The following is a 13,900-nucleotide window of genomic DNA, read 5'->3' on the forward strand; positions in this document are numbered from 1 at the left end:
AATATATTAAAAAAATATTTTTGTTTAAGCGTATTAAGCTTGAATCCAATATTTAACGTTTTGAGTTTTTAAAAAAGTTTCGGCGTGTTTACCATGCAACATCGCCAGCGTAGATAAAATTCCCGCTTGCGTACACGTTGCCGCTGCCACACTCACCGAACGTGGCGCATTATTAACCGGCCAAGCCGTGCGCGGATTTAAGATATGACTATAACGTTTGCCTTTACGTAACAAATAACGGCGCGCATCACCACTAGTCGTCAGAGCACCTTGCTGTAGTTTAATCAACATACTCACGCCCGTGCCGCCAACTGATTCGATACCCACTTCCCAATAAGGTCGTTGTTTAGGTGCTGCGCTTGCGCATAAGTCACCACCAAAATTAATTAACACGGGTAATTGATACTTTGTTATCACGCATTGTAAAGCACTGTCCACTGCGTACTCTTTGCCGATACCACCTAAATCTATTTCCATCCCGGCCGGTAAAGTAATAAACGGTTTTTGCCATTGTACTTTTGACCATCCAATATACGGCAACAACGCTTTCGCAGCCTGCCGCGCAGGAATATTATCTGAACCATCAAAACGCCAAATTTTTCGCAACACACCGCAGGTTACATCAAACAAACCATCGCTTAAAACATAACAATGTGCAGCAAAATCTAATAACCGCGCAACTTCATCATCTACTTCAATTGCATTGCCGGCACTATGATTGATTGCATAAATAATATTGTCGTCACGATAACGGCTGAATTTTTGTTCAACTCGCCAAGCCTCATCGGCAACCAATTTAGTGATCGCCGCACACACAGATGCATCATGAGTCTCCACAATAACCTCGCAAGGCGAAGCCATCGCGACAAATTGCCCTACCCAAAAATCGCCTCGCGCCAGCGGTTCACTCAAGGTGTGTGATAAATGATCTGGCATTTTTATTTATCGTCCTCGCTGACGCCCATTTGCGTCTTTTAACTGACCAACAATGCCGCAATGATGGCACTTCGGCGAGCTAGTATATTAGAATGGCCACGATCTGGCAGACTGTTCTTGTGGAGATAAAAGAATGAGATTTTCAGTTGTACGCGCGATCTTAATCGTGCTCATTGGTTTTATGGCTAGTGTTAGTAACCTCGCCTTTAGTGCGCAAGCCCCTCAGTTTGTTTTACCTACCGCCAAAGGTACGCCCGTTTCATTGGCTAGTTTGCGCGGCAAAGTGGTTTATGTAGATTTTTGGGCTTCATGGTGTGGCCCCTGTCGTAAATCATTTCCGTGGATGAGCGAAATGCAAACCCGTTACGGCGAAAAATTCAAAGTTGTTGCCATCAATCTCGACGAAAATCGCAATGATGCGTATAAATTTATTACTGAAATCAAACCTAATTTCACTATCGTATTTGACCCTAAAGGCACGAGCGCCGAAAGCTACAAAGTGATTGGTATGCCGAGTTCTTATTTAATTGATAAAAATGGCAAACTAGTCGACTCATTTGTAGGTTATCGTTTCGAAGACAAAGCCATGGTTGAAAAGAAAATTAACGCTCTGTTAGCTCAATAACATTCTCTTATCCTCTTAAATTAAGGGCTACTTCATGCGAACGATTTTTATGAAGACTAGATTTTTACTGCTGCTAGGGCTGCTGTTCACTTTATGCGCCTGTGCACCCATTAAACCTTGGGAGCGCGGCATATTGGCGCAACCCACCATGCAATTAGTGCCAGACAAAATGGTCAGCTATGGCAATGACCATATTTATTTTAGTAAAGAAGGCTCAACCGGTGGTAAGGGCGTAGGCGGAGGTGGCTGTGGCTGCAACTAAAACAAAATTTATTGCTGGCAATCTCGCTGTTGCGACGTGCGCCTTGTTATCACAACAGGTGCGCGCATCGGCCGTTGAAAATGATTGGGTATTAGATACCTCCTACCTTTCTTATACTGAATCCGATAATCGTGTCGCGGTTGATAAACTCATTATTAAGGTTGATGGCGCCATCAGTGAACGGGACTCGGTTGCCTTAGGCTTTATTTTTGACACCATGAGCGGCGCTACGCCTACTGGCGCAGTACAAGCGACTAACCTCGTTAGCGTTTCAGGTGCTTCTGGTGCAGGCGGCTTAGGCGCCGGCGGTGCCGCATTATCACTCGCGCCGTTTGAAGACACGCGCTTAGGCGTAGATTTTACCTGGAGCCATGCGAACAATCGTTTTTGGCGCACCAAATATGGTGCCGCTGTTTCGGTAGAAAATGACTATACCTCGCTGACCGGCAGCATTAATCAAGAAATGGAAACCGAAGATAAGCTACGCATGGTTGCGTATGGCATCTCACTATCACAAGACGCCATCTCACGCACCGGCGGCGACACACCCGGCCCCTTAACCAATATTGATGATGGCACCGTCTATGGTGAAGGCGAACGCAACACGGTAGATATGTTTACCGGCGTTACGCAAGTGATTAATGCCAGAATGTTAGCGCGCTTTAATTTATCGTACACCTTGTCAGCGGGTTACCATTCCGATCCATACAAAGTGGTCAGCGTTGCCAATGAAGATGACATTGAATTAGAACGTTATTATGAAAGCCGACCCGATCGTCGTCGTCGCTCATCTTTCTTCAGCGAATTGGTCTATCAAACTAAAAAAGGCAGCGATTTACACGTTTCTCATCGTTACTACAATGATGACTGGGGCATTGAATCTCAAACACTCGAGTACACTCAGTACTTTCATTTCAAAGGCAATAACGGTGTCATCTTTGCCAATGACTGGTATTTAGCGCCCAGCGTGCGTTATTACACTCAAACGAAAGCTGATTTCTTTTACCGCAGTATTCCGGTATTTAGCGAACTACCAGACTACGCCAGTGCAGACGGCCGTTTAGATGACATGCAAACTTATTCAGCCGGCGTGCAATACAGCCGACCTGCAGGACGAGGCGGTGAGTTCCGTGCGCGCGTGTTGAACGTATATCAAACATTTGAAGATTCTACCTTTGATCAACTGTCTTCTCTCACTTTCCAAGTGAGTTACAAAGTGAGTTTTTATTAAGCGTTTAATTTAAAAATAGTGAAGTAATAAAAAAGCCGCTTAAAGCGGCTTTTTTATATTTCGAAATAACATTTGTTTAGAACAATGACGGTTCGTCAGCTACGCTTTCATTAAGTGGAGAATCATTACTCGTCAATACTTCTGGGTTTTGCACACCAAAATATTTATACACCGTTGAAGCAATCGCCATAGGTTCTGCTTCATAACTATCATTGGTGGGCATTAAATCTTGGTTATTCTGTTTAGAAGGGCCTACTCGCTGCGTTTTACCAACAACTTTACCTAATGCGCCTACCGGCCGTACTTGGCCCGCTCCAGCGGAACCTGGTGCTCCCAGCGTATAAAGTATTTGAGTATTACCATGATCCCAACCGCTCGATGCATTGAGATTACAGTGGCGTCCAAACTCACCAAACACATTAATCACGATATTATTTTTGTGCGGGCTTGCAGAATTGGCAATATGATTATTTACAGCAAACCGTAAAGCTTGCATTAATTGCCGCATACGATCTGCATAACGATCTGTACCATTATTATGATCATCCCAACCGCCCAAACCTCCACCAACAGTAATAAAAAAACTGTCCGCATTAGTAGACAACGCTAATGTTACCGCAGCTTTAATGCGCCCAGAATACCCATTATTAGCAGGATAAATATTACCGGCCAATTCGCCTCGTAGCCCATCAACTAAACCTTCCATTTGTTGACGTAACACAAAACTATCAACCGCTTTGGAATAACGCACGCGGTGCTGCGCCGTAACCACTTTGTCAATCAAAGCATTTAACTCAGCATTATATGCCGCATCAACACCTAAATCACGGGCAAATGGATTATCTAGAGTTTCACTGAGCGTGATACCTTTAAGAGTCAAAGGCAAACTTCTACTAGGATCAGGTGCAAATGCCGTCGTTGCGCCTTCGAAAGAAACAAAGGGTAGCACTAATTGATCCACCGTTTTACCACCTAAGGCAGCGGAACCATTCAATACTCCGCGATTAAGATCCATCAGCGTGGCAATACGAGTACCCATACCAGGCGTATTATCAATATCAAGCGAACCCTTCAATCCCATAAAAATACTTTGACGATGTGAACGACTATCTTCTTTGCGTTTAGTCAACGTACGATAAACCGTCATTTGACCGTCTGTGACCATCTCACTCATTTCAGTGCCGCCCGCATCTTTCCAAAAACCTCGGCTATTAATTTGGCCATTGGTAGCATCCGCTGCCGTTGTAGTTGTAATTCCATTAATAGTATTAGCGTATGAAGTTTGCGAATTTAAATTAATATCGCCTATGTTTGTAAGATTAGCAGCCAAATCAGAAGGGCCACCGTATAAAAAAATATTGATAACACGAGGCATTGCTGCTGCGGAAGGCGGGGTTAAAACCGCAGCGGCATAATTTGGAGCTGCGGCATAAGCCTTATTCAACAAGGAATGCATCGTTAGTGAAGCAGGAATAATTACACGAGTTGCACCAGCAATACTGGCTGCCTTTAAAAAATCTCTACGTTTCATATAAGCACCCAACCCTTAATTTATTGCCGGAAAATAATAAAATTCTGGCAGACGTGAGATGTAATCAAACGTTAACCGCGCAACATCACCATAATTACCCGTTCTGATTCTTAACTGGCCGTTCACTTGTTGCGTCCAGCCGCGTGCTACAAAAATATTAAATAAATCTGTTTGCTCGACTGGCAAGGCTGAACGAGTTAGTGCTGATAAAAATAAGAAATTTAAATATTGTTCAGGCGTCATCACAGCAATATTACTACGCAGCTGACTGCCATTATCAGTGTAAATAATACGCCTGTTGTAATTGTTAATTTGCCGCAACAATTGTTCACGCACAGCTTTGTGATAATTAGCAAAACTTAATGCATCCATAGGTGTTTCGGCTTGACGGCCAATTTTGTATTCCATCGGCGCCCATGACATATCCCCAAGATATATAGCATTACCTTGATTACTTGCTAAATTTCTAAATACATCACGATTAGTATCGCCACCTGTACCCACATCAGGATTCCATTTAAAAGTACCGAGTAAAGAAAAATAATTTTCTTCGAAAGATTTAGGACGTTCGGTATATAACAAATATTGGCGGGAGAATAAAACCGCTTTAAAAATGTCTTCAAAAGTTTCGGGGTTACTGCCCGCAATCGATTGAATCATGGCTTGGCGAACATCATTCGTACTTTCGGCCATTAAAGAATTTACAATAATTTCTGTTACTCGCGGAATAACTAATGGATGACCCGCGATCATGTCGTAAACATCTTCACAATCAACTATGTAATAAGCGCCAAATACAATTTGCGGCACTGTATTACGTATACCAGTTCCTCTTAGTTGGTAACCATCGTCATCACCTGTGAGCGAATAATTTTTGCAGGCAATCCCGCCTTTTCGCGAATCTTCTTTGGTATCAAACAATCCTAAATATAACTCTGCCGCTTCTAAAAAATGATTTTCGGCAGAACGGGAAACGCGCCAGCGCGATAAAGTGGGTAAATGTGAACGAATGATTTGGCGAACAGATTGTTTATTTTTAAGCCCTGTATACAGACGCTCATAGTTATTAAAGCCATCATTTATATCTGTACTTTCCATTTCTAGTGCGGGCGAAAACATAATCGTGTTACTTAAGAACCATGCCATCCAATGCACAAACGCATCACGACTCACTGGATATTCATATATGAACGCCAAAGGAGTTTCACGTGCGCTGTAATCATTAGTATCGTTGTTCGGATCATAACTAAAATTATATTTAGCGCCTCCTGGAATAGGATTGCCCTGTGCGTCTACACCACTAATTTCCGTAATAACCGCATCATTTTGATAATTAGGCACTAAGGTTCTTAAGGCGCTGCGCATATTGGTTAAATATTTTGCATCGTTGACTGTCGCTGCACGCGCTAGGCTGCGAGTGCCGGTAGTGGTCGCGCTACCGGAAAAAAAGCTTTCTACTGGCACGCCTTTAAACATTGCGCCATTTAATTTCCGCGCGACTTGATATTGCTGTTCGGGTGTTAACGACGCATATTCTGCATCGGTCATGCCTGCTGCATAACCTGATGTTTGTAAATCGCCGTTGTCACCATCGCTGGGTAAACCAGGATTACACCCTGCGAGCAAGATGCTCGAAAGTACCAATAATGTCAGTAGTAGTCTCATCGCTTTGTACCGCAAGATGCTAAGTAAATAGGTTATGTCTCATCGTTTATAGCCTACTCACCAGGCTCGATAGACACTTTTTTGTTCGCACTGATGTGCTGTTTTGTTGCCAATGCCGCTAACGCAGACATTCGCCTTACAGCTACGTGCGGTCGATTATAGTCAGAAATGTGTAGGCTGTGTCGAGATGCCGACAGCCGCTTAATTGATTGTTTTTGTTAGCATTGTTTAATGAAATCTAAAAAACCATGCGCACTTTTTTAGTGCTGTGGATTTGTTGTTAAAAATCAAACAATTAATCTTGTGCACAAGGCTTTCACGTAGATTCTTTCTAATACTTACAACGCTACATGGCTGTTGATAGCGTTCTAAAATTCCGATTAGTGGTGGTTTTTTAGCTCTATAAACCAATCGGTAAGCTGAATAGATGTTTGGGTTGATGCTTTGAAAAATACCAGCTCAACAATCCCTTTTGCCGAGCCTGAGCATTTGTTCATTTCATTTATTCAGTCGCCTTTAACATCAAGCACCGATGGCTTTAGCATCAATAATATGTTGCTTCCAAATTTGTGGACCAGTTTGATGCACTGATTCACCTTTGCTATCTACCGCGACTGTCACTGGCATGTCTTCGACGACAAATTCATGGATCGCTTCCATGCCTAAATCTTCAAAACCTACAATATGAGCTTTACGTATGGCTTTAGAGACTAAATACGCTGCACCACCTACCGCCATTAAATAAACGGCTTGATGTTTTTTGATCGCTTCAATCGCAATAGGTCCGCGTTCGGCTTTACCGATCATGCCGATCAAACCGGTTTGCGCGAGCATGGTTTCGGTAAATTTATCCATTCGCGTTGCGGTGGTCGGGCCGGCCGGGCCGACCACTTCATTGCCCACTGGATCGACGGGGCCCACGTAATAAATGAATTTATTTTTAAAATCGACCGGTAATTTTTCACCTTTGGCTAACATATCCACCATGCGTTTATGCGCGGCATCACGGCCGGTAAACATGCTACCGCTCAGCAATAAGGTTTCGCCCGGCTGCCAAGTTTGGATTTCCGCCGGGGTGACATTATTTAAATTTACGCGCTTAACACTGGCACCAATTTCCCAGGCGATCTTGGGCCAGTCTTCTAATTTTGGTACTGGCAATTCAGCGATACCGCTGCCGTCTAATTCAAAATGCACATGCCGTGTCGCGGCGCAGTTCGGAATCATTGCTACTGGTTTATTCGCTGCGTGAGTTGGGTAATCCAAAATTTGCACATCAAGCACGGTCGTTAAACCGCCTAAACCTTGCGCGCCAATACCTAAATCATTCACGGCTTGGAAAATTTCCAAACGTAATTCTTCTAAACCATTTTGTGCGCCGCGTGCTTTGAGCTCATGAATGTCGATAGACTTCATGCAGGCTTCTTTAGCCATCAACATGGCTTTTTCTGCGGTGCCGCCAATGCCAATACCTAAAATACCCGGCGGACACCAACCCGCGCCCATGGTGGGTACTGTTTTAACGATCCAATCGACTATCGAATCGGATGGATTCAACATGGCTAGTTTTGATTTCGCTTCGGAGCCGCCACCTTTGGCCGCCACTTGTACATCAATAACATCACCGGGCACCACGCTCATATGAATAACCGCAGGGGTGTTGTCTTTGGTATTGATACGTTTTCCGGCGGGATCGCTCAAAATCGACGCGCGTAATTTATTATCGGGATGGTTATAAGCACGACGCACACCTTCATTCACCATTTCTTCGACGCTCAATTGGGTATCCCACTGCACTTGCATACCGATTTTTAAAATCACGGTGACGATGCCTGTGTCTTGGCAAATGGGACGATGACCTTCTGCGCACATGCGTGAGTTGATCAAAATTTGCGCCAGCGCGTCTTTGGCTGAAGCGGATTCTTCTTTTAGATAGGCTGCATGCACCGCATCAATAAAATCTTTCGGGTGGTAATACGAAATGTGCTGCAACGCGTCAGCAATACTTTGAATAAAATCGTCTTGGCGAATAACGGTCATAACACTCTCTCGCAACAGCAGCAGCAGTAGTCAAATAAGGATCGGAACAGAACGGTGATTGGACAAGATTCTCAGCTTGGTGTATTTAGTTTGTAACACCCACTATCGGCAAGGCCAACTATTCATGCGGCAGTTTACCACTGGCATTCATTCGACTGAAGCGAAACACGTGCGATCATGAGCCGCACAGAATTTCTAGATCTCGATATCCTGCCGCAGTTGATTGGTTACAATATTCAACGCGCGCAAATTGCGGTGTATCGGGATTTTATGCGCAGCGTCGAAGATTACGGCATGACGCCTACGCAGTTTGCCGTATTAGCCTTGGTCGGCGCCAATGCGGGAGTTTCACAAGTAAGCTTGGGGAAAACGCTAAACGTGGATCGCGCCACCATTATGGCGGTAGTGGATAAATTGCAAAATCGGAATTTATTAGAACGACGACCTTCGGTGCAAGATCGACGCAAACAAGATTTACATTTAACCGCGCATGGCGAAGAGAGCTTACAGATTTTGCGAAACCGCATTCACGCGCATGAAGCGCGTTTAACGACTCAGTTTTCTAGCGATGAAGGTCTCGAATTAATTCGCCTATTACAAAAACTGCAACGGTCGCCACGTGATTAACGCGCGCCATATTAATGATGAGTTAGAGTGAAATTTACTAGAAAGTTATTAGGAGCATGACATGAGTTTCCCCGGCAGTTTTCCTTCCGTACGGATGCGTCGCATGCGCCGCGATGAATTTTCGCGACGTTTGATGCGCGAAACGTTATTAACGCCAGCGGATTTTATTTATCCAATGTTTATATTAGACGGCCAAGCGCAGCGCGAAACAATTAATAGCATGCCGGGTGTAGAACGCATCAGCATTGATAATTTATTAATCGAATGCGCTGAAATAGTGGCGCTAGGTATTCCGGCGATTGCTTTATTTCCTTGTACCGCTGCGGATAAAAAATCAGACGACGCACGCGAAGCGTATAACCCGCAAGGATTAGCGCAACGCGCGGTGCGTGCTGTTAAAGAACATTTTCCTAACTTAGGCGTAATAACAGATGTAGCGCTTGATCCTTTCACGAGTCACGGTCAAGACGGTTTAATTGATAAAAATGGTTATGTATTAAATGATGAAACCGTTGCCGTTTTAGTTAAGCAAGCGTTATCACATGCGCAAGCGGGTGCGGATGTTGTTGCGCCTTCTGACATGATGGATGGACGCATTGGTGAAATTCGTGCAGCGTTAGAAGCCAAAGGTTTTATTCATACGCGCATCTTGGCGTACTCAGCAAAATACGCTTCAAGTTTTTATGGCCCGTTTCGCGATGCAGTCGGTTCTGCGGCAAATTTAGGCAGCAGCAATAAATACAGTTATCAAATGGATCCGGCGAATAGCAATGAAGCGTTATACGAAGTCGCGCTCGATTTGCAAGAAGGTGCTGACATGGTGATGATTAAACCAGGTTTACCGTATTTAGATATTGTGCGACGGATTAAAGATGAATTTAAAGCACCTACCTTTGTGTATCAAGTGAGCGGTGAATACGCGATGTTAAAAGCGGCCGGACAAAATGCGTGGATTAATGAAAAAGCATGTGTGCTTGAAGCATTGTTATCAATGAAACGGGCCGGCGCTGATGGGATTTTGACTTATTACGCTAAACAAGCCGCTATTTGGTTAAAAGAATCTTAAATGTCGCATTCGGTTGATCGCTATGCCGTCATGGGTTTTCCGATTGAACACAGTCGTTCACCGGAGATTCATTTAAATTTTGCAGCCCAAATGCAACAAGCGCTGGAATACACGCGCATTGAAGTACAGCCCGAAGATTTTTCAACGGCATTAAACGCATTTCAAGACAGTGGCGGCAAGGGTTTAAATATCACCGTGCCATTAAAAGAATTGGCATGGCGCGCTTGCCTACAACGCGATGAATTTGCTGAGCGCGCAAAAGCCGTTAACACCATTCGCTTTAACGCCGATGGCACACGCGAAGGTTTTAATACGGATGGAATCGGTTTGGTGCGCGATCTTACGAAACACCAAATTGAGTTACCCGACAAACGTATTTTAATTTTGGGTGCAGGCGGTGCTGTGCGCGGCATTTTAGCGCCGTTGTTACAACAATCACCCGCTGAATTAGTGATTGCTAATCGCACGCTCAGCAAAGCCCAACAACTCGTTAGCGAATTTGAAGACTTAGGTTTTTTACACGCGGTCGAATTAAATAATGTGGGTAAATATGCGTATGACATTATTATTAATGCCACCAGCAGCGGTTTGTATAATGAATGCCCCAACATCGCGGCTGACGCCATTAATTCGCATACAGTTATTTATGACATGGTGTACGGCAAAGAAACCGCATTTATACAATGGGCAAAAACCCAAGGCGCGACCCAAACATTCGATGGTATGGGCATGTTGATCGAACAAGCAGCCGAAGCTTTTAGAATCTGGCGCGGCGTATTACCGAACACCCAAAATATCTAAGAATAACTAAGCCTTTTGTTATGGGCCTTTAACGCAGTGCTGCTGTCGTCGAATCACTTTATACTGGCTCGCATTCGGCAAGGCATGAATTTTGTACCTCGATTTTTATTTTTAGAACCCGTTTAGGAGTTGCAATATGTTTCGTCAACCATGGCTCACCCTGATTATTAGCGCTTCAGTTTTGAACGCGATTGCTATGCCTGTTCATGCCTACAGTTATTTAAGCTCATTACCTGGCACACGCGCAGCGGGTATGGCCGGCGCATTCACTGCGCAAGCCGATGACAGCAGCGCCATTTATTACAATCCAGCCGGTTTAGCATTAACGACACCCGAACATAATGAATTCACCATTGGCATGGCAGAAGCGCCTGCCATTAAAGGCGCCAACAACAACATGATCAGTGGTAATTCAAAAGTAGCTTGGTTAGATTTTCGTTTGAGCAAGCATATGAATTTTGCTCATTTTCAAACCTTGCAATACTTAAACCACAGCGGCAAAACTATTAATAACTATCAAACATCTGCGGCTACGGCTGTCAGTCTGGGCCGTTATATCCACATTGGTGGTAGTTTTGATGTGGTTTCAGCTACACAAAATTACGCAGTTGAAGATAGCGCCTTAGGTGGAACTGTCGGCGTGCTTTTCCGCTTTTTTGATTACGAAGAATTTGTGTTTGATGGCGGGTTTAATTACAAAACCGAAGCAGACTTAAAATCATATCTCACTGAAGGTTATCTAGGTCGTCCGGCATCCGCCGCCTTGGGCTTACATACTGGCATATTAATAAAAGAAAACTGGGTGCATGTTAATTTACAAGTAGAAGGCGCTGATTGGAAAACCATTACAGGCTCTACTGGTGACGAAACCGACACCACTATTTATGGTGAAAAATATTATTTTGGAAAATATACGCGCATTGCTTTAGGTGCTGAAGTGATTCGGCCGTTAAACGCCAAAAAAGAACTTTCTATGCGCGTTGGTTTTTCGCAAGGCGCGGATGACAATGAAATTGCTCCATATGACTATGACAGCATCACACTCGGCGCGGGCATATCTTTTGATAAGAAACGCATGCTTAACTTTTCATTTGAAAAACGCGATGCTGAATTAAATGTGCTCAACAATAGCGTGAAATTACTTTCGTTTTCGTTTTCAGAAAACTTCTAACATTACTTTTAAAGTGTTAGTTTAATATTGGTTTTTTAATTTTGTATAATGCGCGCCTGAGTATTTGAAGTAGTTTTTTTCTTCTTCGCTCAGTTCGCGCATTTTCTTTGCAGGACTGCCGGCCCACAAGCCACCATCTAATACTTTACCCGGTGTGACTAACGCGCCCGCTGCAAGCAAAGTATGTTTTTTGATCAATACGCGATCTAAAACAATAGCACTAATACCAATTAAACATTCATCTTCCACTACACACGCATGCAACACGGCATTGTGGCCAATAGTCACATCATTACCAATCACTAAAGGCACGCCTTCGGGATTGTGTTCATTTTTATGTGTGACGTGCAAAGTTACATTGTCTTGAATGCTGGTACGTTCGCCGATGCTAATGTTATTAACATCACCACGAATCACGGCACCCGGCCAAACACTACTGTCTGCGCCGATAGTGACGTTGCCAATAACGGTGGCAGCAGCATCAACATACGCGGTGGGATGCAGAATGGGATCAACGCCTTGGAATGGTCTTACTGTCATAACAATATCCTAAATAATTTTTATCTTAAAGTTACTAATTCTTCGCCACTGGTGGGATGAATTGCTAGCGTATCATCAAAATCTTTTTTGGTAGCGCCCATGCGGATTGCCACTGCAAAACCTTGCAAAATTTCATCAACGCCATTACCAATCATATGGCAGCCAATTACTTTTTCTTCAGCACCTTGCACAATAAGCTTCATCCAGGTTTTATTCGCGTTATCGCTAAAAGCATACCGCATAGACGTAAATTCGGTTTGATAAATTTTTATGTCGTCGCCGTACTGTTCGCGTGCTTGCGCTTCGGTTAACCCCACCACGGCAATCGGCGGATGCGTAAAAACTACGCTGGGAATTACGTCGTACAATAAACGGCGCTGGGCTTGCGCATTAAATAAACGATCCGCTAGTCGCCTACCTGCAGCGACGGCTACGGGCGTTAACGCCGCTCGACCCGTAACATCACCCAACGCATAAATACCTGTGACATTAGTATTTTGATATTCATCGGTTATTACATAATTTTTATTATCTAATTTAATTTTTGCAGCGTTTAAATTTAATTTTTTAATGTTTGCTTGGCGTCCAATCGCCCAAATAACACAATCAGTTTGTTCGGTACTTGCATCATCAAAATGAGCAATCAGTTGTTCTGTAGTTTTTTCAAGCTGAAGGATATTGCTATGCGCACGAATCGTGACGCCGGCTTTTTTTAACACTTGCAACAAACGTTCGCTAATGCCTGCATCAAATTCACGCAATGGTTTGTCCTGGCGCAACACTAACGTAACGGCGCTACCTAACGCGCTCAACATACTCGCTAATTCCACTCCAATATAACCCGCGCCGACAATCATAACGCGTACGGGTTGTTCGCTTAGTTCAAAAAAACCATCTGAGTTAATGCCGTGTTCTGCGCCGATAATGCTAGGCATTGTCGGATAACCACCCGTCGCGATAATAATATGTGATGCGTGATATAAATGACCGTTTACACTAACCGTATGAGCATCTACAAACTGTGCTTCGCCTTTAATGACAGTCACAGAATTTTTATCTAACCCGCGCTGATAAGCTGCGTGCAAATGCTCAATATAAGCACTGCGTTTAGCGATGAGTATTGGCCACGAAAAACCATGCGTTGCGTTTTTATTAAACGCAAATCCATAGTCCGCAGCTAAATCTAATGTTTCTGCAATATCAGTGGCATACCACATGATTTTTTTTGGTACGCAACCTACATTCACACAGGTGCCACCTAAAACATTAGCTTCAATCAAGACTACGCGTTGACCGTATTGCGCAGCACGATTGGCGGCGGCAATACCACCACTGCCCGCACCGATCACCAATAGATCCCAATTTTCTTTGTTCATAATGTTATAAGTTTCGCTCATGATTCAAT

Annotated in this window: 13 protein-coding genes; 7 read left to right on the forward strand and 6 right to left on the reverse strand. The window is 43.9% G+C overall.

Annotated features, from left to right (window positions below; all coding sequences use genetic code 11):
* Positions 1–33: 33 nt before the first annotated feature.
* Positions 34–936: an FAD:protein FMN transferase gene (locus H0W44_02900; GenBank protein ID MBA3581382.1), complete on the reverse strand. Its 903-nt coding sequence runs from the start codon at positions 934–936 to the stop codon at positions 34–36.
* A 133-nt stretch (positions 937–1,069) separates the two neighbouring features.
* On the opposite strand from H0W44_02900, the gene H0W44_02905 reads away from it, so the two are divergent.
* The 3 genes from H0W44_02905 to H0W44_02915 are packed head-to-tail and all read left to right on the forward strand — an operon-like array spanning position 1,070 to position 3,054.
* Complete coding sequence (locus H0W44_02905; protein MBA3581383.1) at positions 1,070–1,561, forward strand: TlpA family protein disulfide reductase; 492 nt, start codon at positions 1,070–1,072, stop codon at positions 1,559–1,561.
* A 49-nt stretch (positions 1,562–1,610) separates the two neighbouring features.
* On the forward strand, positions 1,611–1,823 hold the full coding sequence (locus H0W44_02910) for a DUF4266 domain-containing protein (protein ID MBA3581384.1): 213 nt from the start codon (positions 1,611–1,613) through the stop codon (positions 1,821–1,823).
* Entirely contained in the window at positions 1,810–3,054 is a 1,245-nt protein-coding gene (locus H0W44_02915; protein MBA3581385.1) for a DUF3570 domain-containing protein, read from the forward strand. Before H0W44_02910 ends, H0W44_02915 begins: the two co-directional genes overlap by 14 nt.
* A 76-nt stretch (positions 3,055–3,130) precedes the next feature.
* Here H0W44_02915 and H0W44_02920 read toward each other — a convergent pair whose 3' ends face one another.
* The 3 genes from H0W44_02920 to H0W44_02930 all read right to left on the reverse strand — a co-directional run bounded on the left by H0W44_02920 (position 3,131) and on the right by H0W44_02930 (position 8,290).
* On the reverse strand, positions 3,131–4,585 hold the full coding sequence (locus H0W44_02920) for a DUF1501 domain-containing protein (GenBank protein ID MBA3581386.1): 1,455 nt from the start codon (positions 4,583–4,585) through the stop codon (positions 3,131–3,133).
* A 15-nt stretch (positions 4,586–4,600) separates the two neighbouring features.
* Entirely contained in the window at positions 4,601–6,250 is a 1,650-nt protein-coding gene (locus H0W44_02925) for a hypothetical protein (protein MBA3581387.1), read from the reverse strand.
* 522 nt (positions 6,251–6,772) lie between these two features.
* Positions 6,773–8,290: a fumarate hydratase gene (locus H0W44_02930; GenBank protein MBA3581388.1), complete on the reverse strand. Its 1,518-nt coding sequence runs from the start codon at positions 8,288–8,290 to the stop codon at positions 6,773–6,775.
* A 177-nt stretch (positions 8,291–8,467) separates the two neighbouring features.
* Between H0W44_02930 and H0W44_02935 the strand changes: the two genes are divergently transcribed.
* The 4 genes from H0W44_02935 to H0W44_02950 all read left to right on the forward strand — a co-directional run bounded on the left by H0W44_02935 (position 8,468) and on the right by H0W44_02950 (position 11,955).
* Positions 8,468–8,917: a MarR family transcriptional regulator gene (locus H0W44_02935; protein MBA3581389.1), complete on the forward strand. Its 450-nt coding sequence runs from the start codon at positions 8,468–8,470 to the stop codon at positions 8,915–8,917.
* Between the two features lie 61 nt (positions 8,918–8,978).
* Entirely contained in the window at positions 8,979–9,983 is a 1,005-nt protein-coding gene (gene hemB / locus H0W44_02940) for a porphobilinogen synthase (GenBank protein ID MBA3581390.1), read from the forward strand.
* Positions 9,984–10,784 carry a shikimate dehydrogenase gene (aroE, locus tag H0W44_02945; GenBank protein ID MBA3581391.1) on the forward strand — a complete coding sequence of 267 codons (801 nt, stop codon included), beginning with the start codon at positions 9,984–9,986 and terminating at the stop codon, positions 10,782–10,784.
* Between the two features lie 136 nt (positions 10,785–10,920).
* The gene (locus H0W44_02950) at positions 10,921–11,955 is read left to right on the forward strand and encodes a hypothetical protein (GenBank protein ID MBA3581392.1); all 1,035 of its coding nucleotides are present in this window, start codon (positions 10,921–10,923) and stop codon (positions 11,953–11,955) included.
* Positions 11,956–11,976: 21 nt separating this feature from the next.
* Here H0W44_02950 and H0W44_02955 read toward each other — a convergent pair whose 3' ends face one another.
* On the reverse strand, positions 11,977–12,495 hold the full coding sequence (locus tag H0W44_02955; protein MBA3581393.1) for a gamma carbonic anhydrase family protein: 519 nt from the start codon (positions 12,493–12,495) through the stop codon (positions 11,977–11,979).
* 20 nt (positions 12,496–12,515) lie between these two features.
* Complete coding sequence (gene gorA, locus H0W44_02960) at positions 12,516–13,871, reverse strand: glutathione-disulfide reductase (protein ID MBA3581394.1); 1,356 nt, start codon at positions 13,869–13,871, stop codon at positions 12,516–12,518.
* Positions 13,872–13,900 lie beyond the last annotated feature (29 nt).

Source organism: Gammaproteobacteria bacterium, from assembly GCA_013817245.1.
In the GTDB taxonomy this organism is placed as follows: Bacteria; Pseudomonadota; Gammaproteobacteria; order HTCC5015; family HTCC5015; genus JACDDA01.